Origin of the sequence: Pseudomonas sp. FSL R10-2964 (genome assembly GCF_009600035.1) — a bacterium.
GTDB classification, from domain to species: domain Bacteria; phylum Pseudomonadota; class Gammaproteobacteria; order Pseudomonadales; family Pseudomonadaceae; genus Aquipseudomonas; species Aquipseudomonas bubulae.
This window is the reverse complement of the sequence record NZ_WIWH01000009.1, coordinates 82831-103381: the sequence shown is the minus strand read 5'-3', so window position 1 is coordinate 103381 and position 20551 is coordinate 82831. Positions and strand designations below refer to the sequence as shown.

24 protein-coding genes and 2 pseudogenes are annotated in these 20551 nt (G+C 55.0%); 15 read left to right on the top strand and 11 right to left on the bottom strand.

Annotation, left to right across the window (positions count from 1 at the left end; translation table 11 throughout):
• Window position 1: 1 nt before the first annotated feature.
• From cysT to oscA, 3 genes are all read right to left on the bottom strand, one after another.
• On the bottom strand, window positions 2-820 hold the full coding sequence (gene cysT, locus GHN92_RS07380; protein WP_095017851.1) for a sulfate ABC transporter permease subunit CysT: 819 nt from the start codon (window positions 818-820) through the stop codon (window positions 2-4).
• Between the two features lie 90 nt (window positions 821-910).
• A complete protein-coding gene (locus GHN92_RS07375; protein ID WP_095017852.1) occupies window positions 911-1924 on the bottom strand; it encodes a sulfate ABC transporter substrate-binding protein in 1014 nt (337 codons plus the stop codon).
• A 65-nt stretch (window positions 1925-1989) separates the two neighbouring features.
• Window positions 1990-2172 (bottom strand): sulfur starvation response protein OscA, encoded by a 183-nt coding sequence (oscA, locus tag GHN92_RS07370; RefSeq protein WP_016782652.1) that lies wholly within the window; start codon window positions 2170-2172, stop codon window positions 1990-1992.
• A 431-nt stretch (window positions 2173-2603) separates the two neighbouring features.
• Here oscA and GHN92_RS07365 point away from each other — a divergent pair, with 431 nt between their 5' ends.
• Both GHN92_RS07365 and GHN92_RS07360 read left to right on the top strand, forming a co-directional pair.
• Window positions 2604-2852, top strand: coding sequence for a TIGR02647 family protein (locus tag GHN92_RS07365; RefSeq protein WP_094999754.1), 249 nt, complete (start codon window positions 2604-2606; stop codon window positions 2850-2852).
• Window positions 2853-2888: 36 nt separating this feature from the next.
• Window positions 2889-4130 (top strand): annotated as a pseudogene (locus GHN92_RS07360) (class I adenylate cyclase); the annotation flags it as partial.
• A gap of 23 nt (window positions 4131-4153) precedes the next feature.
• On the opposite strand, the gene rnk reads toward GHN92_RS07360, so the two are convergent.
• The 3 genes from rnk to cyaY all read right to left on the bottom strand — a co-directional run bounded on the left by rnk (window position 4154) and on the right by cyaY (window position 5407).
• Window positions 4154-4567 carry a nucleoside diphosphate kinase regulator gene (rnk, locus tag GHN92_RS07355; protein ID WP_019828269.1) on the bottom strand — a complete coding sequence of 138 codons (414 nt, stop codon included), beginning with the start codon at window positions 4565-4567 and terminating at the stop codon, window positions 4154-4156.
• A 292-nt stretch (window positions 4568-4859) separates the two neighbouring features.
• Window positions 4860-5078 carry a DUF1289 domain-containing protein gene (locus tag GHN92_RS07350; protein ID WP_153326713.1) on the bottom strand — a complete coding sequence of 73 codons (219 nt, stop codon included), beginning with the start codon at window positions 5076-5078 and terminating at the stop codon, window positions 4860-4862.
• Entirely contained in the window at window positions 5075-5407 is a 333-nt protein-coding gene (gene cyaY, locus GHN92_RS07345; protein ID WP_094999751.1) for an iron donor protein CyaY, read from the bottom strand. The genes GHN92_RS07350 and cyaY overlap by 4 nt, the downstream gene beginning before the upstream one ends.
• 203 nt (window positions 5408-5610) lie before the next feature.
• Here cyaY and GHN92_RS07340 point away from each other — a divergent pair, with 203 nt between their 5' ends.
• The 6 genes from GHN92_RS07340 to GHN92_RS07315 are packed head-to-tail and all read left to right on the top strand — an operon-like array spanning window position 5611 to window position 10168.
• Window positions 5611-5766, top strand: coding sequence for a lipoprotein (locus GHN92_RS07340; RefSeq protein WP_019828266.1), 156 nt, complete (start codon window positions 5611-5613; stop codon window positions 5764-5766).
• A gap of 9 nt (window positions 5767-5775) precedes the next feature.
• Entirely contained in the window at window positions 5776-7023 is a 1248-nt protein-coding gene (gene lysA / locus GHN92_RS07335) for a diaminopimelate decarboxylase (protein ID WP_153379783.1), read from the top strand.
• 4 nt (window positions 7024-7027) lie between these two features.
• Complete coding sequence (gene dapF / locus GHN92_RS07330; protein WP_094999749.1) at window positions 7028-7858, top strand: diaminopimelate epimerase; 831 nt, start codon at window positions 7028-7030, stop codon at window positions 7856-7858.
• 13 nt (window positions 7859-7871) lie between these two features.
• Complete coding sequence (locus GHN92_RS07325; RefSeq protein WP_094999748.1) at window positions 7872-8588, top strand: DUF484 family protein; 717 nt, start codon at window positions 7872-7874, stop codon at window positions 8586-8588.
• Window positions 8589-9485, top strand: a complete 897-nt coding sequence (xerC, locus tag GHN92_RS07320) for a tyrosine recombinase XerC (RefSeq protein ID WP_153379781.1) — start codon at window positions 8589-8591, stop codon at window positions 9483-9485. It abuts the gene before it with no gap.
• Complete coding sequence (locus tag GHN92_RS07315) at window positions 9482-10168, top strand: HAD family hydrolase (RefSeq protein WP_094999746.1); 687 nt, start codon at window positions 9482-9484, stop codon at window positions 10166-10168. Before xerC ends, GHN92_RS07315 begins: the two co-directional genes overlap by 4 nt.
• Window positions 10169-10336: 168 nt before the next feature.
• On the opposite strand, the gene sutA is transcribed toward GHN92_RS07315, so the two are convergent.
• The 3 genes from sutA to glnK all read right to left on the bottom strand — a co-directional run bounded on the left by sutA (window position 10337) and on the right by glnK (window position 12855).
• On the bottom strand, window positions 10337-10663 hold the full coding sequence (gene sutA, locus GHN92_RS07310) for a transcriptional regulator SutA (protein WP_094999745.1): 327 nt from the start codon (window positions 10661-10663) through the stop codon (window positions 10337-10339).
• A 482-nt stretch (window positions 10664-11145) separates the two neighbouring features.
• Window positions 11146-12483: an ammonium transporter gene (locus tag GHN92_RS07305; RefSeq protein WP_094999744.1), complete on the bottom strand. Its 1338-nt coding sequence runs from the start codon at window positions 12481-12483 to the stop codon at window positions 11146-11148.
• Window positions 12484-12516: 33 nt separating this feature from the next.
• Window positions 12517-12855 (bottom strand): P-II family nitrogen regulator, encoded by a 339-nt coding sequence (gene glnK / locus GHN92_RS07300; protein ID WP_002555808.1) that lies wholly within the window; start codon window positions 12853-12855, stop codon window positions 12517-12519.
• Between the two features lie 416 nt (window positions 12856-13271).
• On the opposite strand from glnK, the gene GHN92_RS07295 reads away from it, so the two are divergent.
• Complete coding sequence (locus GHN92_RS07295; protein WP_094999743.1) at window positions 13272-13532, top strand: accessory factor UbiK family protein; 261 nt, start codon at window positions 13272-13274, stop codon at window positions 13530-13532.
• A 46-nt stretch (window positions 13533-13578) separates the two neighbouring features.
• Entirely contained in the window at window positions 13579-14007 is a 429-nt protein-coding gene (locus tag GHN92_RS07290) for a VOC family protein (RefSeq protein WP_095017856.1), read from the top strand.
• Between the two features lies 1 nt (window position 14008).
• Here the strand turns inward: GHN92_RS07290 and GHN92_RS07285 are convergent, their stop codons facing one another.
• Window positions 14009-14314, bottom strand: a complete 306-nt coding sequence (locus tag GHN92_RS07285) for a HigA family addiction module antitoxin (RefSeq protein WP_094999741.1) — start codon at window positions 14312-14314, stop codon at window positions 14009-14011.
• Between the two features lie 7 nt (window positions 14315-14321).
• Window positions 14322-14600 (bottom strand): type II toxin-antitoxin system RelE/ParE family toxin, encoded by a 279-nt coding sequence (locus GHN92_RS07280; protein ID WP_153379779.1) that lies wholly within the window; start codon window positions 14598-14600, stop codon window positions 14322-14324.
• 175 nt (window positions 14601-14775) lie between these two features.
• Between GHN92_RS07280 and GHN92_RS07275 the strand changes: the two are divergent.
• From GHN92_RS07275 to GHN92_RS07255, 5 genes and pseudogenes are all read left to right on the top strand, one after another.
• Window positions 14776-15012: pseudogene (locus tag GHN92_RS07275) on the top strand (magnesium chelatase domain-containing protein); the annotation flags it as partial.
• Window positions 15013-15113: 101 nt separating this feature from the next.
• Complete coding sequence (locus tag GHN92_RS07270) at window positions 15114-16388, top strand: site-specific integrase (protein ID WP_153379777.1); 1275 nt, start codon at window positions 15114-15116, stop codon at window positions 16386-16388.
• Between the two features lie 101 nt (window positions 16389-16489).
• Window positions 16490-18058 carry a hypothetical protein gene (locus GHN92_RS07265; protein ID WP_153379775.1) on the top strand — a complete coding sequence of 523 codons (1569 nt, stop codon included), beginning with the start codon at window positions 16490-16492 and terminating at the stop codon, window positions 18056-18058.
• Between the two features lie 3 nt (window positions 18059-18061).
• Window positions 18062-20077 carry a hypothetical protein gene (locus GHN92_RS07260; protein ID WP_153379773.1) on the top strand — a complete coding sequence of 672 codons (2016 nt, stop codon included), beginning with the start codon at window positions 18062-18064 and terminating at the stop codon, window positions 20075-20077.
• Entirely contained in the window at window positions 20074-20478 is a 405-nt protein-coding gene (locus tag GHN92_RS07255) for a hypothetical protein (protein ID WP_218580730.1), read from the top strand. Before GHN92_RS07260 ends, GHN92_RS07255 begins: the two co-directional genes overlap by 4 nt.
• Window positions 20479-20551: the final 73 nt, after the last annotated feature.

The window sequence follows — 20551 nt, the reverse complement described above, 5'->3', positions numbered from 1 at the left end:
TTCACGGTTTTTCGATGCGACGCTGAATCAAATTGATGATCAGCAGCAAAATGAAGGAAACCACCAGCATCATCACGCCAATGGCCGTGGCGCCGGTGTAGTCGTACTGGTCCAGCTTGACCATGATCAGCAGCGGCAGTATTTCGGTTTTGAACGGCATGTTACCCGCGATAAAAATCACCGAGCCGTACTCGCCCACACCGCGGGCAAAGGCCAGGGCAAAACCGGTCAACCAGGCGGGCAGCAAGGCTGGCACCAGGATGTAGCGGAACACTTGCAGGGGCTTGGCGCCCAGGCAGGCAGCGGCTTCTTCGATTTCACGGGGGATATCGGCCAGCACTGGCTGCACGGTGCGCACCACAAACGGCAGCGTGACGAACGTCAGTGCCAGGGTGATGCCCATCGGGGTGTAGGCAATCTTGAAACCCAGGTCGTTGGCGAACTGGCCGATCCAGCCGTTGGGGGCGTACAGGGCTGTCAGAGCGATACCGGCCACGGCAGTCGGCAGGGCAAACGGCAGGTCGATCATGGCATCGATGACCTTGCGTCCGGGGAAGGTATAGCGCACCAGCACCCAGGCCAGCACGGTGCCGATCACGCCGTTGATAATGGCGGCGACAAAGGCGGTGCCAAAGCTCAGTTGCAGGGCGGCCAGCACCCGGGGGGCAGTGATAATGGCCCAGAACTGGTCCCAGGTCAGTTGGGCGGCATGCACGAACATCGCAGCCAGCGGGATCAGCACAATCAGACTGAGGTACACCAAGGTGTAGCCCAGTGTCAGCCCGAAGCCGGGTATGACGGGGGAGATACGACGAGACATAAGAGTCCTTGGTTAACGCACGAAGCCCGCAACTCGGTCGCGGGCTCTATGTTCTAGCTTTCAGCGAGGCCAAAGGCCCCACCCCACAGGTTACTGCGCCTGGTAGATCTGGTCGAACACACCACCGTCATTGAAAAATTTCGGCTGCGCAGTTTTCCAGCCACCGAAGTCTTTGTCGATAGTCACAAGTTCCAGTTTCGGAAACTGCTGTGCGTACTTGGCAGCGATTGCTGCGTCACGCGGGCGGTAGAAATTTTTTGCAGCAATTTCCTGGCCGGCCGGGCTGTACAGGTGTTCGAGGTAGGCTTTGGCGATTTCGGCATTGCCCTTTTTATCGGCGTTTTTGTCGACTACAGCCACTGGCGGCTCAGCCAGGATCGACAGGGAAGGTACGACGATGTCGAATTTATCGGTACCGCCATCCTCCTTGAGTGCCAGGAATGCTTCGTTTTCCCAGGCCAGCAACACATCACCCTGACCGTTGTTGACGAAGGTGATGGTCGAACCGCGTGCACCGGTGTCCAGCACTGGCACGTGTTTGAACAGGGTTTTTACATATTCTTTGGCTTTTTCTTCGTTGCCGCCGTTGGCTTTCAGGCCGTAAGCGTAGGCTGCAAGGAAGTTCCAGCGCGCGCCGCCGCTGGTTTTAGGATTCGGGGTAATGACCGATACGCCGTCCTTGGTCAGGTCGCCCCAGTCCTTGATGCCTTTAGGGTTGCCCTTGCGCACCAGGAACACGATGGTCGAGGTGTACGGGGTGCTGGCGTCCGGCAGGCGGGTTTGCCAGTTTTCCGGCAGCGAGCCCTTGTTCAGCCTGGCGATTTCGTCGATGTCACCGGCCAGGGCCAGGGTTACCACGTCAGCGCGCAGGCCGTCGACCACGCCGCGGGCCTGTTTGCCCGAGCCGCCGTGGGATTGCTGGATTTTGACGTTGTCACCCGGGTGGCTGGCTTTCCAGAACTGGGTGAACTCAGTGTTGTAATCCTGGTACAGCTCGCGGGTTGGATCGTAGGAAACGTTCAACAACTCGTAATCTTTGGCTACAGCGGAGCCAGCAAAAATGGCACTGGCCAGCGCGGCCAAAGCGTAACGGCGTAGGGACATAGGTGAGGCTCCAAAGCATTTTTTAATTTTTATTGAGCGCACTCAGGTGAATGCGCTTGAACGATTCAGGCGTTTTTCTGACTCGGGTTTTGCAGGCGGAATTTCTCTTTGCGTTCGATCTGCACCACTTGCGCGTTATGCACAGTGATTTCCACAGCACCAAAGCGCAGGTCTCGCAGCGCGCTCTGGATTTCCCGCAGGATGGTTGCTTCGTCCTGGCCGTCAACGCTACGCAGAGATGCGCTCATGGTGCTGCTCCTGAAAAATGGGGTGCCGACAGGGTTGCTGGCGTAGGGGCAATAGTAGTGAGGTGTAGATATTCTTAAAAATACTATTTAAGAATGTTTATATAACTGAAAGCTCAAAATAGGCGCTTGAGCACCATGTGTAGCAGCTGCCGAGGGCTGCGTCCGGTTGCGAAGCGACCGTAAATACTGCGCGCGATGTTTTTCTGACACAGCCCAGGGTTCGGTTTTACGACCGCGGCGCGGCCGGACGCAGCCTCGTTCCTTCGGCAGCTGCTACGAATTTCCCAGCGGCAAAGTGGGACGCGACTACACTCCAACTGCCTTATAACGACAGGATGTTTTGCAAAGGTGGGAACTGTTGCTGGACAGTCAGCACAAGTGGGATCACCTTAGAGCGGCTGTCGTCTTTTCCTGCATAGTCTGGAGTCTTTATGTCGTTTACCCCTGAGTTGGTTGCCGAACTGGAAGTCCTTGCACTGTTTGACTTGGAAAGTACCCTTGAGGGCCTGAAGATTCATCAACATGCCGCGCCAGAAAAAGTCGCCGCGGCGCAGCGCCTGTTCGAGAAAAAACTGATCGATCAACCCGATGGTGGCTATCTGACAAGCCTGGGACGTGATGCTGCCGAAAGTGTCCAAGTACTGCTGTCGATTCTTGTTGAATCCAAAGAAGTTGCCTGACGCCACGCCCCGCCCTCGGGATCTGAACGATTAATGATTCCGCGGGCACACTTATCTCCGCCCGCACTGAACCAGAGAACTGAGCGACAGGTTCTCCAGCAGTTGCGTGGGCGCTTTTTGCGCGTCAATCAGGGTCGCCTGGCCCGAGCGGTAGAGGGGCTGGCCCCTCGTCAACAAGCGCTACTGAACCTGTTGGCGCTGCTCTTTCATATCAATCACCCGCTCTTGCCCGGTTATGTGTCTGACTGCACTCCCGCCGGGGTGTCGGGTTATAAACCTGACGCACTCGCCCTCGCCTCTGCCCGACATCTGGTTCACGACTTTTCTTGCAGCATGGGCAACGCTTGCCAGTCACAACCGATCCATGGGCTTTTTTTGATGGGCAGCCTCGGCACATTGGCCCAGACCGCGCAAAGCGATATGGACGTGTGGGTTTGCCTCGCTCCGGACTTGAATGATGCCGCCGTGTCGGCCTTACGCAAAAAATGCCGACGCCTGGAAGCCTGGGCGACGAGCCAGGGCTGTGAAGCACACTTCTTTTTGATCGATGCACAATTGCGCAACGACGAGGGCGACGAGCCACGACAGAGGTTGTTGCTCGATGAGTTTTATCGCACCGCCATCTGGCTCGCCGGGCGCACACCGATGTGGTGGTGGGTGCCGGTGCATGAGGAAGCGCGGTACGCTGAATTCGCCTGTGGGCTACTGGAAACAGGGGTAATCGACCGTGACGAAACCATTGATCTTGGCCACCTGGCCCATATTGCCCCCGGCGAGTTTCTGGGCGCCGGGCTGTGGCAATTGCTCAAGGGCATTGAGGCGCCCTACAAGTCGCTGCTCAAGCTGCTGCTGATTGAGGTGTACGCCAGCGAGCACCCGCAGGTGAGCTGCCTGAGCCTGGGGTTCAAACAGAGGGTGTACGCCAATCAACTGGACCTGGATGAGATGGACCCCTACGTGGTGGTTTACCGACGTATTGAGCGTTACCTGGAGGGCCGGGGTGAGTTGCAGCGACTGGAACTGGTTCGCCGCAGCCTCTACCTGAAGGTCGGCCACGAGTTGAGCAATGGCGAGGCAGGCATGTTGTGGCAGCGGCGGTTACTCAAGCGCCTGACCCGCGAATGGGGCTGGGATGAGCAGCACCTGGCAATGCTCGACAATCGCTCGCAATGGCAGGCGCAGCAGGTCAGTCATGAGCGTCGGGCCCTGGCCCGGGAGCTGAGCGTCAGCTACCGGTCTTTGCGTCAGTTTGCCCGTGACGAGCAAACGCCTGCGCTGTGACATGACTGATCCGGAAGGTCTTAAGCGCTGAAATCGCTTGCTGCTTTTGGCTGGTATTCCACTTCAAGCAGTTCCAGCTTGAGGGTCTTGCCACCCGGAGCAGGCCAGTTGATGTGCTGGCCAACTTGCAGCCCCAGCAACGCGCTGCCCACAGGGGCCAGAATCGAAATCTTGCCTTCGTCGGCGTTGGCGTCTTTTGGGTATACCAGCGTCAGGCGGTAGTCCTTGCCACTGCTTTCTTCGCGACAATGCACACGGGAATTCATGGTCACGACGCCGGCAGGCACTTCTTCGTGGCCAACGATGGTTTCGGCGCGATCGAGCTCGGCTTGCAGTGCCTCAATGCCAGGAGTCGTTTCTGGCAAGCTGTCGATCAATTGCTCCAGACGCTGTACGTCCAGGCGGGTGAGGATGAGTGGGGTTGGTGTGCTCATGACCTGGCAGACTCCTTTTTTCTGCACGAAAAAGCAAAACCCCGCCGGAATATGGCGGGGTTTTGACGAACCTCGTTAGTGCGAGGCGAACCCGGACACTACCACAGCAAAATAAATACACAAGCAGGGGGGACACTGCCCCCTGATTGCGTACGACGATTATTCGTAGCAGCTGCCGCAGGCTGCGTTCGGCGACGCAGTCGTCGTAAAGTCAGGCTCTGCGGTGTGTCAGTTGAACAAAGGGCTCAGGTTTTGCGATTGCTACGCAATCGAACGCAGCCTGCGGCAGCTGCTACGGGAGCCGCTGCCGCAATTGGGCCTGTTCACAAATCACCCGGCGCCGCTGGTCGTCTGCCGAGCGCCACTCGCGAATATCTTCAACGTGGCGAAAACAGCCCAGGCAGACTTTGTGCTCATCCAGCCGGCAGGTGCTGATGCAGGGGGACGGCACTGCCGGACTGACGTTACTGTAGAGCGGTTTTGCAGGTTTAGCAGAAGCGGTCACTGTCAGATCTCTTCAAATTCCAGCTCGGCGCCTGCGTGTTCCAGTGTCAGGCGCTGAACCATTTCGCTGAGCAGCTCGTCGCTTTTATCGCACTTCCACGAACTGCGTTTTTCATCGTAGTCGAAGTGAAAACCGCCGCTGGGGGCCGCCAGCCAGAGCTGCAGCAGCGGCGCCTGACGGCTGAAGATCAGGGCTTTGCCATTCTCGAACTTGATTGTCAGGATGCCGGCGGAATTCTCTACATCTACATCCAGATCAGAGTCATCAAAGATGTCTTCCAGATTTTCCTGGGTGGCATCGACCAGATCGTGAAAACGGGCTTCAGTCAAACTCATGGTGGAACCTCGTAATATCTAGTCATGCTCGGAGCTCGCAAGATACGGGCGCTCCAGGCCGATTGCAAACCCCATAACAGCCATCTGCCCGCGACCACTGATCATCCACACAGGACGTAACGCTCGGCCGCTCTGCTGCATAGGCAAGCTGGTGGGTGCTCGGTATACTCGGGCGCAATTAATGCTTTTCAAAGGATTTCGCCATGAAGCGCCTGATCTCTTCTATTGCTGCGCTCGTCGCGGTCGCCTGCCTTGTTTCTGCCTGTGGTCAAAAAGGACCGCTGTATCTTCCCGATGACAGCAAATCCCCTGAAGACCAAGCGAAGTCGTCGCAATCGCAATCGCACAAGCACCAATAAGGGAACACCATGGACGCTTTTAATTACCGGGACGGCGAGCTGTTCGCCGAAGGTGTTGCGCTGACGGCCATTGCCGAGCGTTTTGGCACGCCGACGTATGTTTATTCCCGGGCACACATCGAGGCGCAGTACAACGCTTTCGCCGATGCCCTGAACGGCATGCCGCACCTGGTGTGCTTCGCGGTCAAGGCCAACTCCAACTTGGGCGTGCTCAATGTCCTGGCGCGTCTGGGCGCCGGTTTTGACATCGTGTCCCGTGGCGAGCTGGAGCGTGTTCTGGCCGCTGGCGGCACGGCTGACAAGATCGTGTTTTCCGGTGTCGGCAAAACCCGCGATGACATGCGTCGCGCTCTGGAAGTGGGCGTGCACTGCTTCAACGTCGAGTCCACCGAAGAGCTTGAGCGCTTGCAGGTGGTGGCCGCCGAAATGGGCGTTCGCGCCCCGATTTCGCTGCGGGTCAACCCGGACGTCGATGCGGGAACCCACCCGTACATCTCCACCGGTCTGAAAGAAAACAAGTTCGGCATCGCCATTGCTGACGCCGAAGATGTCTACATCCGTGCCGCTCAATTGCCGAACCTGGAAGTGGTCGGCGTCGATTGCCATATCGGATCCCAACTGACCAGCCTCGAACCGTTCATCGACGCTCTCGACCGCCTGCTGGCACTGATCGACCGACTGGGCGATTGCGGCATCTACCTGCGCCATATCGACCTCGGTGGCGGCCTGGGCGTGCGTTACCGCGATGAAGAGCCGCCACTGGCCGGTGATTACATCAAGGCCGTGCGTGAGCGCCTCGACGGGCGTGACCTGGCGCTGGTGTTCGAGCCGGGTCGCTACATCGTGGCCAATGCTGGCGTGCTGCTGACTCAGGTCGAGTACCTCAAGCACACCGAGCACAAGGATTTCGCCATCGTCGATGCGGCGATGAACGATCTGATCCGCCCGGCCCTGTACCAGGCCTGGATGGACGTGACTGCAGTTCGCCCGCGTGACAGCGAAGCCCGCGCCTACGACATCGTCGGCCCGATCTGCGAAACCGGTGACTTCCTGGCCAAGGACCGCCAGCTGGCGCTGGCCGAAGGTGATTTGCTGGCCGTGCATTCGGCCGGTGCCTATGGTTTTGTCATGAGCTCGAACTACAACACCCGTGGCCGCGCCGCCGAAGTACTGGTGGATGGCGATCAGGCGTTTGAAGTGCGTCGTCGCGAGACTGTTGCCGAGTTGTTTGCTGGCGAAAGCCTGCTGCCGGAGTAAACCCATGTTGCTGCGTTTTACCAAAATGCACGGCCTGGGCAATGATTTCATGGTTCTCGACCTGGTCAGCCAGCACGCGCACATCCTGCCCAAGCATGCCAAGCAATGGGGTGACAGGCACACGGGTGTCGGCTTTGATCAGCTATTGATCGTTGAAGCACCGAGTAACCCGGAGGTGGACTTCCGTTACCGGATCTTCAACTCCGACGGTTCCGAAGTGGAGCAATGCGGCAACGGGGCGCGCTGCTTTGCGCGCTTCGTGCTCGACAAGCGCCTGACCACCAAGCGCCAGATCAAGGTCGAAACCAAGAGCGGCATTATCGAACTGAACGTGCGCAGCGATGGGCAAATCAGCGTCGACATGGGGCCGCCGCGCCTGGTTCCGGCAGATATCCCGTTTGTGGCCGACGCCCAGGCGTTGAGCTATGAGCTGGATGTCGATGGCCAGACCGTCGAGTTGGCTGCCGTTTCGATGGGCAACCCCCATGCGGTGCTGCGCGTAGACGATATCAACGCTGCACCGGTGCATGAACTGGGCCCCAAAATTGAACACCATCCGCGCTTTCCCGCACGGGTCAATGTCGGTTTTCTGCACGTGATAGATCGTCAGCGCGGGCAACTGCGGGTCTGGGAACGCGGCGCCGGGGAAACCCAGGCCTGCGGCACCGGTGCCTGTGCAGCGGCCGTGGCAGCCATCAGCCAGGGCTGGATGGACTCACCGCTGATCCTCGATCTGCCTGGCGGCCGGTTGTCCATCGAATGGGCAGGCCCTGGCCACTCTGTGATCATGACCGGCCCGGCCATGCGTGTTTACGAAGGACAAGTCCGTTTATGAGCGAGCGCAACCGATGACCGACAAGACGCAGCCAGCAGCACTCGACGTACCTGTGGATAACTCGCAAGCCGCAACGGTTGCAGCGTATCTGCAGGAGCATCCGGATTTCTTCAGCCAGCGCGAAGAGCTGTTGCTGTCGCTGCGCATTCCGCATCAGCGTGGCGACACCATTTCGCTGGTGGAACGTCAACTGGAGCTGCTGCGCAGTCGCAATATCGAGATGCGTCATCGCTTGTCGCAACTGATGGACGTGGCCCGTGACAACGACCGTCTGTTCGAAAAAACCCGTCGCCTGAACCTGGCCCTGATGGACGCCACCAGCCTCGAAGAGCTGGTGATTGCCGTCGAAGACAGCCTGCGCCAGGACTTCCAGGTGCCCTTTGTCAGCCTGGTGCTGTTTGGTGACAACCCGATGCCGGTCGGCCGTTGGGTCAGCAGCGCCGATGCGCAACGGGCGCTGGGTGGCTTGTTGACTGAAGGCAAGACCGTCAGCGGCAGCTTGCGCGAGCACGAGCTGGACTTCCTGTTTGGCGAAGAGCAGCGCAAGCAAATCGGTTCCACGGCCGTGGTAGCCCTTAATCATCTGGGGTTGCACGGTGTACTGGCGATTGCCAGTCGCGATCCGCAGCACTACAAAAGCTCGGTGGGCACGCTGTTCCTCGGCTATATCGCCGAAGTGCTGGGCCGGGTGCTGCCGCGCTTTACCAACGCGCTGCGCTCGGTGCGCTAGATGGAACGGCAACTGGACGCTTACTGCATTCACCTGCGCAGTGAGCGCCAGGTGTCCCCGCATACGCTTGAGGCCTACCGCCGCGACCTGAACAAGGTGCTGGCGTTTTGCGCCAAGGAATCAATCCCCAGCTGGGCGGCACTGGATATCCAGCGCATGCGCCAACTGGTGTCGCGTCTGCATCAGCAAGGGCAGTCCTCGCGCAGTATTGCCCGTCTGCTGTCGGCGGTACGCGGGCTTTATCACTACCTCAATCGAGAAGGCCTGTGCGACCACGATCCGGCAAACGGCCTGACCCCGCCAAAAGGCGAACGTCGCCTGCCCAAGACCCTGGATACCGATCGCGCCCTGCAATTGCTGGAGGGTGGTGTCGAGGACGATTTTCTGGCCCAACGCGATCAGGCCATTCTGGAGCTGTTTTACTCGTCGGGCCTGCGCTTGTCGGAGCTGACCGGGCTAAATCTGGAACAGCTGGATCTGGCTGACGGGCTGGTCGAAGTGCTCGGCAAAGGCAGCAAGACCCGCGTGCTGCCCGTCGGCAAGAAGGCCCGGGAGGCGCTTCAGGCCTGGCTGGCAGTGCGGTTGCTGGCCAACCCCAAGGACGACGCCGTATTCGTCAGCCAGCGTGGTACGCGCCTTGGGCCAAGGGCAATTCAAATGCGGGTCAAGGCTGCCGGTGAGCGTGAGCTGGGACAGAATCTGCACCCGCACATGCTGCGCCATTCATTTGCCAGCCATCTGCTGGAGTCCTCCCAGGACTTGCGTGCCGTGCAAGAGTTGCTCGGGCATGCGGACATCAAAACCACGCAAATTTATACTCATCTGGATTTCCAGCATCTGGCATCGGTCTACGACAGCGCCCATCCAAGGGCCAAACGCAGTAAGGACAGTGAATGACGATTGAGCTGATTACCTTCGACCTCGACGACACTCTGTGGGACACCGCCCCGGTGATCGTCAGCGCTGAAGCCGTGTTGCGTAACTGGCTGACGGATAACGCACCAAAATTGGGCGCTGTTGAGGCCGGGCATTTCCAGGCGATTCGCGAGCGGGTATTGAGCGAGGAGCCGCAGCTCAAGCACCGGATCAGTGCCCTGCGTCGGCGCATTCTGTTTCATGCGCTGCACGGTGCGGGTTACGCCAACGCTGCGTCTTTGGCCGATGATGCCTTTGAGGTGTTTATTGAGGCGCGTCACGCCCTGGACGTGTTCCCCCAGGCCGAGCCGACCCTGATGGTGCTGGCACGGGATTACGCCCTGGGTGTGGTGACCAACGGTAACGCCGATGTGCGAAGAATAGGTTTGGGCCATCACTTCAAGTTTGTGTTGTGTGCTGAAGACATTGGCATTGCCAAACCGGACGCGCGCCTGTTTCACGAAGCGCTGGCGCGCGGTGGCGTGGCAGCAGGGGCGGCGGTGCATGTGGGCGATCACCCCGGTGACGATATTGCCGGAGCGCAATTGGCAGGCCTGCGTGCAGTGTGGTTCAACCCCGGCGGCAAGCACTGGGACGGGGACAAGGCTCCCGATGCGGAAATTGGCTGTTTGAGCGAGTTGCCGCTGGTGTTGAAGCACTTGTAACTGTGGGAGCGGGCTTGCTCGCGATGCGGGCACCGCGGTCGCCAGACAAACCGGAATGTTGCAATCACGATAAGCCCGCGCCACAGGGATGTGAAGTTTTCCAACACCCACAAAAAAACCCGCAGCGACGGCGGGTTTTTTCTTCAAGCATGCAAGCGGTCCTTATCCTTAGATAGGACGGCTGCCGTACTTGTTGTCAGGCTTTTTGGGCGGGTCAGCCACCACATTGGCCTCAACTTCCTGCACCTTGCCGCCCTTGGACAAAAACTCTTCCATGGCGCGGGCCAGAGCATCACGCTCCTTGTTTTTGGCTTCTACGCTCGGCAGGTCATCAACCGACACAGCGGCCTTTGACTTGCCTTTGGCCGCAGGGGCCGGCGCATCATCGCCACCATCGTCGTCAGCAACATCCTCGGCGGCCGTTTCCAGGCCCTCTTCGGTATCGTCGTCTTCGCCTACTTCGAGGTCATCGTTTTCCAGATCGTCGTCGCTCATGTTCTACCCCATGACATACGTATAGCAGATTAGTTATAGACCAGCTGTGGCGACTGTCGACCACCGCTGGTGAAAAAGTAGCCTTGGGCAAACCGCGGCTTACGCCTCTTCATCGTTGTAAGGTGAAGAGGGTTTGGCGAATACCACCATCATTACGGCGTCCGCCTGAATTAACACCTCGCCAGGCGCCCTGTGCCGAATGCTCCAGCACACGGATCACGGGCCTTGAAAGCGTCGGGAGATCATCCTCGCCTTCGTCGTACTCGAGCATTGTTTTCTGCCCTCGGCGCGCATTCTAGCGTGCTGAAGAAAAAAGCAAAGCGGCTAATAGTCGAGTTGTGTCGCAAGCACGGGTCGCATAAACAAGCGTAGAACTTCGCAACCCCAATAACCTGTAGGGGAAATCATTTCATAGCACCGAATATCGCCTTATTACCGGCAAAAAAAAACCCGGCACGCCGGGTTTTTTTATAGAGGGAACCTTACAGGTTGTAACCACGCTCGTTGTGCTGAGCCAGGTCGAGGCCCACAGCCTCTTCCTCTTCTGTCACGCGCAGCCCCATCACGGCATCCAGTACCTTGAGGATGATGAAGGTGACGATCGCGGTGTAGACCACAGTGAAGGCTACGCCCTTGAACTGGATCCAGACTTGCGCTGCGATGTCGGTCACGGTGCCGAAGCCGCCCAGTGCCGGGGCTGCAAACACGCCGGTGAGGATTGCACCGACGATACCGCCGATACCGTGCACACCGAACGCATCCAGCGAGTCATCGTAGCCCAGCTTGCGCTTGAGGCTGGTGGCGCAGAAGAAGCAGATCACGCCAGCCGACAAGCCGATCACCACCGAGCCCATCGGGCCTACGGTGCCGGCAGCCGGGGTGATTGCCACCAGGCCTGCTACCACGCCCGAGGCGATGCCCAGTGCGCTAGGTTTGCCATGGGTAATCCACTCGGCAAACATCCAGCCCAGGGCTGCGGCTGCGGTGGCGATCTGGGTCACCAGCATGGCCATGCCGGCAGTACCGTTGGCGGCCGCTGCAGAGCCTGCGTTGAAGCCGAACCAGCCGATCCACAGCATGGCAGCGCCCACCAGGGTGTAACCCAGGTTGTGTGGCGCCATCGGGGTGCTTGGGTAGCCTTTGCGCTTGCCGAGCACGATGCACGCTACCAGGCCGGCGATACCGGCGTTGATATGCACCACAGTGCCGCCCGCAAAGTCGAGTACGCCCCAGTCCCACAGCAGGCCGCCGTTGCCGCTCCACACCATGTGCGCAATCGGTGCATACACCAGGGTGAACCACACGCCCATGAAGATCAGCATGGCGGAAAATTTCATGCGCTCTGCAAAGGCACCGACGATCAGCGCCGGGGTGATGATGGCGAAGGTCATCTGGAAGGTGATGAACACGGCTTCCGGGAACAGCGCGGTGGATGAGGTCAGGCTTTCAGGCGTTACACCCGCCAGGAATGCTTTGCCAAACCCGCCGATAAAGGAATTGAAGTTGGTGACGCCCTGCTCCATGCCCGTGGTGTCGAACGTGATGCTGTAGCCGTAAATGACCCACAGAATGCTGATCAGACCGGTAATGGCGAAGCACTGCATCATCACGGAAAGAATGTTTTTGGAGCGCACCATGCCGCCGTAGAACAGCGCCAGGCCGGGAATGGTCATAAACAGCACCAAGGCTGTAGCAGTCAGCATCCAGGCGGTGTCGCCGGAGTTGAGGACTGGAGCAGCCACTCCGTCTGCCGCCATGGCCAGGCCAGGCATTACGACGGACAACAGGGCTCCGAGCCCTGCGATTTTACGCAGAGTCATAGTGTTTTCTCCTGGGGCGTTGGGTTTGGCGGCTTAGATTGCGTCGGTATCGGTTTCGCCGGTACGGATGCGAATAGCCTGTTCCAGATTGACTACGAAAATCTTGCCGTCACCAATCTTGCCGGTGTTGGCAGCCTTGGTGATCGCCTCGATAACCCGATCAAGATCCTTGTCGTCAATGGCGACATCAATCTTCACCTTTGGCAGAAAATCGACCACATATTCCGCACCGCGATACAGCTCGGTATGGCCCTTCTGACGGCCGAAGCCTTTGACCTCAGTAACGGTAATGCCTTGTACGCCGATCTCAGACAGCGACTCGCGCACGTCATCCAACTTGAACGGCTTGATAATGGCGGTGACTAGCTTCATGAAACTTCTCCCGAATTGGTGGACTTGCCCCAGGAAAACAAACCCGGCTCAAGTCTAAGCGCAGTGTCTGGCTTTGTAACGCGTCGTCAGCCTTCTTCAGGCTGTACAACGTGTGTAAATCGCTGGTGACGAAAACACTCCTTGAACCACCTGCCGCACTGCCTTCGTCACAGCTACTGCATCAGTGCATGAGTCATGTTGGTCTTAGCAGAAACCTTGCCATGTCTGGAAAAATCAATAATTACAGCGATTTAGAGGAAGTTGATGGCTTTTGGCCTGATTTCTCGGGGTATTTGTGCTCGATGATGGTGCGCAGCTTGCGGGGGTGGTGCGCGAAAAATGTGCAGAAAGCCCCCGCCAATGGGGGCCTACACCCCGTGATACACTCGTCACCATCAGTTTTAAGGACCTTATCCATGCTCGCGCCCAAAGATTTTCTCGACGCCCTTGGCGGCCACGCCTCCCGCTTGTTCAGTGGCGAAACCGCGCTGCCGCGCAATGAAATCGAAAGCCAGTTCAAAGCCTTGCTGCAAAGCGGTTTCAGCAAGCTTGATCTGGTGAGCCGCGAAGAGTTCGACAGCCAGATGGTGGTTTTGGCGCGCACCCGTGCTCGCCTCGAAAGCCTGGAGGCCAAAGTGGCCGAAATGGAAGCAAGGCTGTTGCCGCCGAGCGAATAACGCTCAAAGGCGGTGCATTCGCCTGTATTAACAAGGATGTTTTTATATGCTGGTGATGAACCCGCTAGTGCCCGAGATGATCGTCTCGGACCTTTCGCGCAGTCTGCATTTTTACTGTGAAGTGCTCGGTTTCAAGATCGAGTACCAACGGCCCGAGCATCTTTTTGCGTTTCTGTCATTCCATGGCAGCCAGTTGATGCTGGAACAGGACGACCTCGAAGAGTCTTCCTGGCGGGTCGGCCCGCTGGAGCAGCCGTTCGGCCGGGGCATGAACCTGTCGATCAAATGCCCGGATGCCGATTGCCTGATCGAGCGCCTGCAAGCCGCTGGCCACACCCTGCGCAAACCCCTGGAAGAACGCTGGTACCGCAGCAATGAAGTGCTGTTTGGCGAGTGCAACTTTTTGGTGCTCGACCCCGATGGCTATTTGTTGCGCTTTGCCGAGGATCTGGGGACCCGAGCACTGGAGCAGTGAGTCAGGCGCAGTGGTGAATGGGTTGCACCTGTTCGCGAATCGCTGCACCGCGGTCGATTTCTGCCGTGCGCAGGTCGTAAGTGGTTTGCAGGTTAAGCCAGAACTCCGGGGTGGTTGCCAGGCAAATTGACAGGCGCAGTGCCATATCGGCACTGACGCCACGGCGCTGCAGCACGATATCATTGACCGTCGGCGCGGACACCCCCAGCGCCCTGGCCAAAGCAGCAGACGAGAGGCTCAGGGGCTCAAGGTATTCTTCCTTGAGAACTTCACCCGGGTGAACCGGGCGCATGCCATTTTTGATCATGATGACCTCAGTGGTAATCAACTATTTCTACTGCTTCAGGGCCATTGGCGCCCCAGACGAAGCAGATTCGCCATTGTGCGTTGATGCGGATGCTGTGCTGGCCCTTGCGTGTACCGCTGAGAGCCTCGAGCCGGTTGCCAGGTGGTGACGCTAGATCTGTCAGCACGCTTGCAGCGTCCAGCATGGTTAATTTTCGTTCAATGACATTGAGAATGTCTGACCATAAGCGCGTCTTGCCACTTCGATACAGACTTTCAGTTCTGTTGCATTTAAAACTTACAATCATGATTAATGAATAACGTTATTGATTAATCATAGGGTCTTATAATTTTTTCGCAACCGCACTTTGGCAGTTCGTTGGCCGTGCTCCCATACCCGTTAACATCCCGTATCCATTCCATGCCTGCCCCTGGCTTGAGATTCGCGCACCATGGTTTTTTTGCGAACTCAAGGAAAGAGTCATGGCTCTGGCGATTGTTTACAGCCGCGCCCAAGTGGGCGTCGAGGCGCCTGCCGTTACGGTCGAAGCGCATCTGGCCAATGGGTTGCCTGCGTTGACGCTGGTTGGTTTGCCCGAAACAGCGGTCAAGGAAAGTAAAGACCGGGTACGCAGCGCAATCATCAACTCCACCCTGGATTTCCCGGCCCGGCGTATCACCCTCAACCTCGCGCCCGCCGACCTGCCCAAGGACGGCGGGCACAGGTTAATAGAGGGTATGGACAGCGCACACTGTGTTGGTCACGCTATGGACACCTAGGGTGACGAGCATCCTCCTGGCGGAGGAGAGAGAGTGTGTCGATGGCGCGGCAGGAATATATCAATTACGTACCAGCATACGCGTCTGTCAGCACAGAAAGCGTGGCTTGGGAAACGCTAAAACATCAACGACCTATCGAATCATTACCGCAGTTATTTTGGGCCGATGGCTCACCGTGGCGCGAAGCAAACTTATGGCTTATGTTACAAGGTACAACAGTTCAAAAAGATATTCAGACACTAAAATCAAAGTCCTCCGCAATTCACGGCTATATGAAATGGCTGGAGACTACGGGCACAGACTGGCGGGATTTTCCAGCTCGGGAAAGTGAAAGATGCTTGGTAAAGTTCCGGGGCTATTTGGTAAGAGCCCGAAAAGCTGGTGATCTTGCGCCTTCCACTTCTTCGCAACGCATGCGTGTGGTCATTCAGTTTTATCGCTGGCTACGTGCTAACGGTGTTCTAACTCCAGAGTGGCCCATGTGGCGAGAAAGCTTTGTAAACATAAACTACAGTAATGCCTATGGTCTAGAGCGAACGATTACTGTTAATACTACCAGCCTATCTATACCAAATCGGCCATCTGTAGGCGACAAGTTGGAAGGCGGCCTATATCCAGTATCAGAGGCAGACAGGGCAAAAATCATCGATGTGGCGAAGGTATATTGTACGCATGAGTTTTGGTTGATGCTGATGTGCGGGTTCTTCACCGGCATGAGGGTTCAAACGTTGACGGGGCTCAAGGTGTCCACATTGCTTAACGCTGTGGCGGACCCTGCTTCCACCAATCTGTATCGACTGGCTGTAGGGCCTGGTGCAAATCCGCCAGTCCCTACAAAAGGAGGGGTCACTGGACAAATCTTAATTCCGCAGATCCTCCTAGAAAGTTTATTAACCTATTGCTATGACCCGGAGAGATTGAAACGCGAGGCAAGGGCGTCCGTAGAAAACAGGGACTTGGTCTTTTTGACAAAGAACGGAAATCCTTTCGGCGAGCGCAACAAGGATAGATCACCATCGTTAAATACAGCAATGTCCTCCTTTCGAAAGATAGGAATAAAAGTTGGAGTAAGTGCGCTATATAAATTTAAGTTTCACCAAACTCGTTGCACTTTCGCAACTGAACTCGCTAGATTGGCAATTAAAGCGGGTGGCTCGATTCACGCGCTTGCTATCGTAAAAGATGCGATGCTGCATGCTGATGAAAAAACAACAATAAAGTACATAAAATTCGTGGAAAAATCTCCTATAAAAGCCTTCATCGCAAACGAATTTACGCAAGCATTTTTTAATGCTGCTAGCAAAGAGTCTGTTTGATCATGCAGGATCTCACGATAAGAGAAAACGTTGAATATGGGCGCCTAGAAACACCGTGGAGTCTAAATTCATTGCTTTACGAAGGATTGAGTTGCCTTTCCATGAAAGAAGCTACCCGATTTATTTCGAATAATGCACTTCCCCGCCCAGAACAGGCACGACTCTCACTAGCTACGTTGTTCTACGAAACGCTAACAGCAGACTTGGTGGCCGGAAAAAGTCAACACACAGTCAAATCTGCCATTCAAAAAATTAGGGCCTTTTACGCCTGGGGCGACAAAAATAATCAGGCAATGACGATCAAAAATGTTGAAATGGCATTTATCAACTGGTGCAATTGGACACTTGACGAATCACGCGCTGGGACAAAAAAACTGCACAGCGCATTTGGCAGAGTGGGTGGAGTTGGCAGCGTTATAGATAGGGCGCTAAATCGTAAAAAAAAGATAATCTCTCTAACGCGTGTTCGCATTGGACGAAGAAGCAAAGATTGGAGTCGTAGTAGTGACAAGCTAAACTTCAGTGATCTGTTTGTATTCGGAAGCGCCCTGCTTGACATTTGTACTTCTCTGGACGACAAGACGGTGTTTGGTGCATTGCCAGCAGCTTTGAACTTTCGCTCGGGGCAGACAATAGAACTGTGGAGCGGGTTGGTCCCTCCTGAAAAATTAAAAAACACAAACAACACTAAGGTAAGTGAACCGCGAGAAAGATATATAGCCGAAAAAACCTGGAGAACGAGATATCCGTTGATGAATTTGAGAATCGAAGCCGAGATCCTGATATTCATCGCACAAACTCAAATTAACTTCACACAGGCGATGTCTTTACAAACTGGAAAGTTTACATATCAGAGCTTTAGTGGGGGCTACCATGTAAATCGGATTCACAAAGACCGAAGAGGTGGCGAAACCGAATTCGACATATTCAGCGAGTATCGGGAACACTTTGACCGATATCTAAAATGGCGTGATGCATTATTTCCTGAAGATGAGCTTTTGTTTCCAATAAGATCACACTTTAGAAGGGCGCCAGGTTCGAGTTACGATTTCCAATCGGTCAAAAGGATTATGTCAATCTTAGATATCAAGGTTGTATTGCCCAGAGCGCTGAGACTCTCGAAAGTCAATTGGCTGTTGAGAAAGACTAATGATCCTATTCTAACATCTGAGATGGCTCAGCATACTGAACTTACGTTGCTAACCTCTTATGATCGCCCTAATCATCAGACCGCCCTCGCGGAAATAAGCAGATACCATCAGAAGACCGATCCAGCTTTTGCAGCCCCAGGACCTGTAGTTTGCGTCAAACCTGAACCACAGGCCGCTGAGGCATTATCGAAAGAGGCCCCAAAGCCCGACTGTACTAATCCTGCAGGGTGTCTATTTTGTATTCATCAAAGAGACATCGCAGATTTTGATCACATTTGGTCCCTCATGAGCTATCGGCACTTGAAGTCGTTGGAGCTTGCAACTCAACGGCCCAACGCTTTAACAAAAGAAGATCATCCGGCATTTCTGGCTGTAGATGCGATTACAAAAAAATTCGACGCCTTCAAGAATGATGAGCAATTTTTGCCGTGGCTTGCAGAATCGACAACCCGTATTGAAGAAGGTAGCTATCATCCTAAGTGGGATGGGTTTGTCAAACTTGCGGAAATGAGATTATAGAGCATGGATTTTTCCGAACTACACTTCGCCCTAGGCATGGACGTGCATTTTGTTAGCCCAGAGTCTGAGAATTTCAAACCTAAAACTTGGCCCCCCACATCGGACTGCATTGTTGTAACGGACCATGCCGGTAAAGTCATAAGTAGATATGGTGATCCGATATGGGACTTGTCACCATGGGCCGAACGCCGGATGAATCTTAATTTTAGAATCATTTCAAATCTGAACACGGCCACATCAGACGCATGTGTTGACATGGCAAAACTTATATGCGCTTGGTGGTTGTGGGGTCCCAGATCAGTGAACACTGCTGGGACTCTGAATCGTAGGTTTACGCAGCTCATACCGTTGTTCAAACTTTGTGCCCGGAAAAATATTGAGGTCTCCGATCTATATCGCCATCCCGAAGTCGTTGATGAGCTTCATAGTGGATTTTCTTCATCGAGCGCACAAAGCGCTTTAATTCTTCTTCACGTACTATATGAATATCGGCACGCGTTCGGACATACCATCTTAGATAAGGAAGGGCTGCGTCGGCTCGCAAACAATATCAGTCGTCATGAGCGATCACAAACTGCCTATATTCCCCCAAGGATTTGGCTATACCAGGTCAACCGGCTGAAAGAATTCATAGATGACTATTTGGTCTGTGCTGACCGTGTTGCCGACTGCTACAACGAATGCATTTCTCTTTACATAGATAGGTTTGGATCACTAGACGCGATCTACGAAAGCGGAGAGCGTAACATAGACGAATTTTCGTTCTCTCGAAATTTCGAACCTTTTTCATACTATGCCGAAAAACATAATCTACTGGCTACGGTTATGAAGTGGACGCTTAAAGCAGGCGCCCCGAAAGAAAAATTAACTATCTTATCATTAAGCAGCTACATGACGCTTGCGTCCCGCGTCGGAATGGCATACTTATTAAACTTCTCATTAATGCGTGTGGATGAGGCTTGGAAGCTCAGAATTGGATGCCTAGATGTCGAGAATGATCCTCAATTTGGCGCCATCTACACACTCGGCGGTATTACAACAAAGACGATACAAGACTCGGACGCTCGCTGGGTTACTTCGCCATCAACACAGTCTGCTGTTACCGTACTTACACACGTAGCTACCTTAAAAATGAATACAGCACTGAAAAGATCCTCCATCTCTATTCCAAAGGATCTGATTGAAAAGCCGTGGCTTCATCTCCGACAATATGAACCTTGGGCTCCAGGCACATGGAGTGGAGAAAAGTTCCAAACGCGACCGGCATATCCGAGCTACCTCTCTCTTCTAAAATCCAATCCTGTGTTATTTGATCTTAAAGAACTGACTATAACTGAGCCTGATTTGGAGTATGCTCGATTGCTTACCCCATCACTGGGCGCTTCTTACAATGTCGGAAAGGTCTGGCCGCTTGGCTGGCACCAACTTCGCCGGACTGGCGCGGTTAACATGCAGGCTTCGGGACTGGTATCAGATCCATCAGTACAGTATCAGCTCAAGCATGCGACGCGCTCTATGAGCCTTTATTATGGCCGCGGTCATTCGAGAGTTAACCTCGACCCGGTTGCCTATGCAACGTACGTGAAGACCATGTACGAAGTGTTGAGCAAGGAAATAACAAGATTAATGACTCCGCGCTTCGTTAGCCCATATGGAGAGTCCAGGAAGCAGAACTTACTTAACATTGTTTCAACCAGCGATGCAAAAAAGCTCGCAAGTTCAGCTAGAAAGGGTTTAGTCAGTTGGAAAGAAACGCTTGCTGGTGGTTGCGTAAAGAGAGGGCACTGTTCGCTTGGAGGCGCTGACACACTCATTCATTGTGGTGGTGGGCATGGAAAAGGGCCATGCACCGAGGCACTGTTCGACAAGGAGCGCGTGCCAGAACTGATTGTTCTTCAATCAGTAATTGAAGAACGTATGGAACTTGCACCACTTGCATCTCCATACCATGAATCTCTCACCCTGCAACATAAAGCAGTGAGCAATATTTTGATTACTCTTGAAGAGGGTGCATTGTGAGTAAAGCAGAACAGGGTTTTAGAGAAGCATTTGAACGACTTAAAAAAGATCAACCAATTCGTGTGCCTCAAGGAACTCCTTTATCTCAAAATCTCGTTGCTAAGGAGGCAGGTAATGATCCTTCAGCACTCAAAAAGTCGCGTTTCCCTGATCTTGTTGCCGAGATTCAACACTGGGTCAGCAACCACGCTCAGCAAAGGATAGAGTCCCCTCGGCAGGCAACTATGAAAAAACGTCGGGAGAACAGGTCTTATCGGCAACGAATTGAGGAACTAAAAACTCAACGTGACAGGGTTGCCTCACTTTTGCTCGAAGCTGACGCCAAGATTCTTGAACTGACTCAAGAGATAGAAGGCCTCCGGACTTCACCTTTACCACCGAACGTGACGAGACTACGTTAGTCCCGAGGACAAAATGGGATTTATTTCCGCTTTTTTGCGATAGTCCCATGGACACACCAATACCGCCTGCAAG

What these genes read in the sequence shown, in the direction of transcription:
- cysT (WP_095017851.1), bottom strand. Translation starts at nt 820, where the DNA reads ATGTCTCGTCGTATCTCCCCCGTCATACCCGGCTTCGGGCTGACACTG.
- GHN92_RS07375 (WP_095017852.1), bottom strand. Translation starts at nt 1,924, where the DNA reads ATGTCCCTACGCCGTTACGCTTTGGCCGCGCTGGCCAGTGCCATTTTT.
- oscA (WP_016782652.1), bottom strand. Translation starts at nt 2,172, where the DNA reads ATGAGCGCATCTCTGCGTAGCGTTGACGGCCAGGACGAAGCAACCATC.
- GHN92_RS07365 (WP_094999754.1), top strand. Translation starts at nt 2,604, where the DNA reads ATGTCGTTTACCCCTGAGTTGGTTGCCGAACTGGAAGTCCTTGCACTG.
- rnk (WP_019828269.1), bottom strand. Translation starts at nt 4,567, where the DNA reads ATGAGCACACCAACCCCACTCATCCTCACCCGCCTGGACGTACAGCGT.
- cyaY (WP_094999751.1), bottom strand. Translation starts at nt 5,407, where the DNA reads ATGAGTTTGACTGAAGCCCGTTTTCACGATCTGGTCGATGCCACCCAG.
- GHN92_RS07340 (WP_019828266.1), top strand. Translation starts at nt 5,611, where the DNA reads ATGAAGCGCCTGATCTCTTCTATTGCTGCGCTCGTCGCGGTCGCCTGC.
- lysA (WP_153379783.1), top strand. Translation starts at nt 5,776, where the DNA reads ATGGACGCTTTTAATTACCGGGACGGCGAGCTGTTCGCCGAAGGTGTT.
- dapF (WP_094999749.1), top strand. Translation starts at nt 7,028, where the DNA reads ATGTTGCTGCGTTTTACCAAAATGCACGGCCTGGGCAATGATTTCATG.
- GHN92_RS07325 (WP_094999748.1), top strand. Translation starts at nt 7,872, where the DNA reads ATGACCGACAAGACGCAGCCAGCAGCACTCGACGTACCTGTGGATAAC.
- xerC (WP_153379781.1), top strand. Translation starts at nt 8,589, where the DNA reads ATGGAACGGCAACTGGACGCTTACTGCATTCACCTGCGCAGTGAGCGC.
- GHN92_RS07315 (WP_094999746.1), top strand. Translation starts at nt 9,482, where the DNA reads ATGACGATTGAGCTGATTACCTTCGACCTCGACGACACTCTGTGGGAC.
- sutA (WP_094999745.1), bottom strand. Translation starts at nt 10,663, where the DNA reads ATGAGCGACGACGATCTGGAAAACGATGACCTCGAAGTAGGCGAAGAC.
- GHN92_RS07305 (WP_094999744.1), bottom strand. Translation starts at nt 12,483, where the DNA reads ATGACTCTGCGTAAAATCGCAGGGCTCGGAGCCCTGTTGTCCGTCGTA.
- glnK (WP_002555808.1), bottom strand. Translation starts at nt 12,855, where the DNA reads ATGAAGCTAGTCACCGCCATTATCAAGCCGTTCAAGTTGGATGACGTG.
- GHN92_RS07295 (WP_094999743.1), top strand. Translation starts at nt 13,272, where the DNA reads ATGCTCGCGCCCAAAGATTTTCTCGACGCCCTTGGCGGCCACGCCTCC.
- GHN92_RS07290 (WP_095017856.1), top strand. Translation starts at nt 13,579, where the DNA reads ATGCTGGTGATGAACCCGCTAGTGCCCGAGATGATCGTCTCGGACCTT.
- GHN92_RS07285 (WP_094999741.1), bottom strand. Translation starts at nt 14,314, where the DNA reads ATGATCAAAAATGGCATGCGCCCGGTTCACCCGGGTGAAGTTCTCAAG.
- GHN92_RS07280 (WP_153379779.1), bottom strand. Translation starts at nt 14,600, where the DNA reads ATGATTGTAAGTTTTAAATGCAACAGAACTGAAAGTCTGTATCGAAGT.
- GHN92_RS07270 (WP_153379777.1), top strand. Translation starts at nt 15,114, where the DNA reads ATGGCGCGGCAGGAATATATCAATTACGTACCAGCATACGCGTCTGTC.
- GHN92_RS07265 (WP_153379775.1), top strand. Translation starts at nt 16,490, where the DNA reads ATGAAAGAAGCTACCCGATTTATTTCGAATAATGCACTTCCCCGCCCA.
- GHN92_RS07260 (WP_153379773.1), top strand. Translation starts at nt 18,062, where the DNA reads ATGGATTTTTCCGAACTACACTTCGCCCTAGGCATGGACGTGCATTTT.